The organism is Planctomycetota bacterium (genome assembly GCA_026387035.1).
Taxonomy (GTDB): domain Bacteria; phylum Planctomycetota; class Phycisphaerae; order FEN-1346; family FEN-1346; genus JAPLMM01.
The window spans coordinates 1-2,451 of record JAPLMM010000307.1; the positions used below are offsets into that span (position 1 = coordinate 1).

3 protein-coding genes are annotated in these 2,451 nt (G+C 65.9%); 2 read left to right on the forward strand and 1 reads right to left on the reverse strand.

Features of this window, described 5'->3' with window-relative positions:
* Window positions 1-357 (forward strand): hypothetical protein (locus NTX40_11540; protein ID MCX5649701.1); only part of this gene is annotated, 357 nt, incomplete at its 5' end.
* 120 nt (window positions 358-477) lie between these two features.
* Window positions 478-1,140 carry a CPBP family intramembrane metalloprotease gene (locus tag NTX40_11545; GenBank protein ID MCX5649702.1) on the forward strand — a complete coding sequence of 221 codons (663 nt, stop codon included), beginning with the start codon at window positions 478-480 and terminating at the stop codon, window positions 1,138-1,140.
* Window positions 1,141-1,275: 135 nt separating this feature from the next.
* Here the strand turns inward: NTX40_11545 and NTX40_11550 are convergent.
* The coding region (locus NTX40_11550) for an MFS transporter (protein MCX5649703.1) at window positions 1,276-2,451 on the reverse strand (1,176 nt) is incomplete at its 5' end.

A 2,451-nucleotide genomic window follows, 5' to 3' on the forward strand; every position in this document is an offset into this window, starting at 1 on the left:
GATGCCGTCGTCAAGGATCACCCCGCCCTCAAGGCGGTGGAACTCTTCGGGTGCGAGAACGTCAAGGACATCGCCGCCCTCAAGAGCCTCAAGAACCTCGAGGCCCTCGTTCTTATCAAACCCGCCTTCGAAGGCGAAAAACACTTGGCCGACTTGAAGGAGTTGAAGGGCCTGAGGCTCCTCGTCCTTCCGCCGGATGCCTTCAAGGGTTCAGCCGAGATCGCGGAACTCCAGAAGGCGCTGCCCGATTGCCTCATCACGGCCGGAAAACCGCTGTGTCTCGGGTCGGGCTGGATCCTCCTCTTGGCGCCCGTCGCCGCCGGGGCGTGGCTCGTCTCGCGCCGGCGACGAGGGTAGGCTCTGTCTGAAAAAGCGCGCGGCGGCCTTCCCAGGCCGCCGCGAAGGACGCGGGACGGTTTCAGGCAGGTGGCGGCCTAGGAAGGCCGCCACCCTTTAGTTAAGGGTAATCGTCGGCCGATGGCTACATTCCTCAACAAATCACCGGGCGCCGGCTGGCTGGACGTGGGCGAAGCGGCCGTCGCCGGTGCCGGCATGGTCGTGTTCGCCCTCTTCGCGCACAGCCTCTCGGTCCCATTTGCCTTTTCGGCGGCGGGGCTTACCCTGACGGCTGCGGCGCTCGTGCGGGCGGTCGTACGCTCACGTTCGCCGCTTGTCCTTTTCGGCCTCGCCCCCGTCGCGCGAAAAACGGCCCTCTATGCCGTGCTGGGCGCGGCCCTGGGCCTCGCGCTCGGCGGCTGGTACCGTTGGCACATCGGGGCGCCGCCGCTGCCGGAGGCGTTCAAGGGTTTCGGGCTCGTGGCGGCGGTCATCGGCAGCGCGGAGGAAATCCTTTACCGCGGCTACGTCCAGGGTCGCGTCCGCCGGCTGGGGCCCGTGGGGGCGGTCGCGTGTGCGGCGATTCTGCACACGGCCTACAAAAGCGCGCTCTTTGCCCTGCCTGGCGCGGCGGCGACGATCGACTTAGAGTTCATCGTCGCCGCGACGTTCATCGGCGGCCTCGCATTCGGGGCTCTGCGACAACTTTCGGGCAACGTGCTTGCACCGCTTGCGGCGCACGCGGTCTTCGACCTCGTCGTTTACTCGGAACTCGCCGGCGCGCCGTGGTGGGTGTGGTCGTAGAACCGGTTTCATAACTAAAGGGTGGCGGGTCTCCCGACCCGCCACCCTCTCAATCCCGGCACGCCGGGATGAAATCGCGGCGGTTCAGGAGAACCGCCGCGCAAAAATAGGTTATGAAACCCGTTCTAAGAAGAATCACGCCTCGCGCCTGCGGAACACGCCGAGGAGAACGACCAGGAGAACGCACGCGACGGCCGCACAGGCCGCCCCGAAACCGAATGCCACGTGGGCGCCCCATTCCGGATGCTCGCGGGTGGCGAAGAGCGCGTAGAGAAGCCCAAAGAGGGGGCTGGCGACGAGTTTGGCAATCCCCTCGCAGAAGTACGCCATGCCGTAGGCCGCCCCCCGGACCTCGGGCCGGACAAAGTCGGCAATAACCGCCTTCTGCACCCCCTCGGTGAACCCGTAGAACAGACCGTAGGCCACAAAGAGGACCCACGCGTGCCAGGCTTCGGTCGCGAAAGCGAACGCGAAATAGACACCGGCATAGACCGCCCAGCCGAGGGCAAGGGTTTTCGCACGGCCGATGCGGTCGGCCAGAAAGCCGCCCGGGAGCGTGAACAGCATCTTCGCCATCGAAAGGATGAAGAACATGGCGGGCAGTTGCCAGGGGAAGTTCCACTGGCGGGCCATCGCCTCGTGTTCCTGCGGCCCGAAGTCCAGCGGATAGCCCAGCAGTTGCCCCGCGCGCAAGAGGAGGAACATGTCGGACGAGTTGCCGAGCGTGAAAACCAGAATCACCACCAGCAGAAACCAGAAGCGCCGGTCGTAGGCCGCGCGGAAATTGATCTCGACTTTCTTCCGGATGGGAGCCGCCTTCTCGCGGACGAAGAAGACGACGGCCAGCACCGCCAGGACCGCCGGCACGGCCGACACAAGATACATCGCCCGGAAAACGTCGGAGGCGTTGGTGACCCACCGGCTGCCGGCCTTCGCCAGGTCGCGGAAGTACGGAAAGAGGAAGATGACCAGGAGGACGCCAACGATCTGACCCAGGGCGGCGCCGGCATGGTCCATCATGCGGTGGAACGAGAAGGCCTTGCCGTAGTGCTCGGCCGAGACCGAGCCGGCAACGAGGGCGTCACGCGGGGCGCCGCGGATGCCTTTGCCGACACGCTCAAGGCCCAAGAGTCCCGCCACCTGCCACGGCACGGCGGCGAGGGCGAGGATCGGCTTGACGACCGTCGAGATGCCATAGCCCAGGCCGACGAGCGCTTTTCGCTTGCCGACACGGTCGGAGACGAACCCCGACGCGATGGTGACGAAACTCGTGATGCCGTCGCGCAGGCCTTCGATGATGCCGACCCAGAC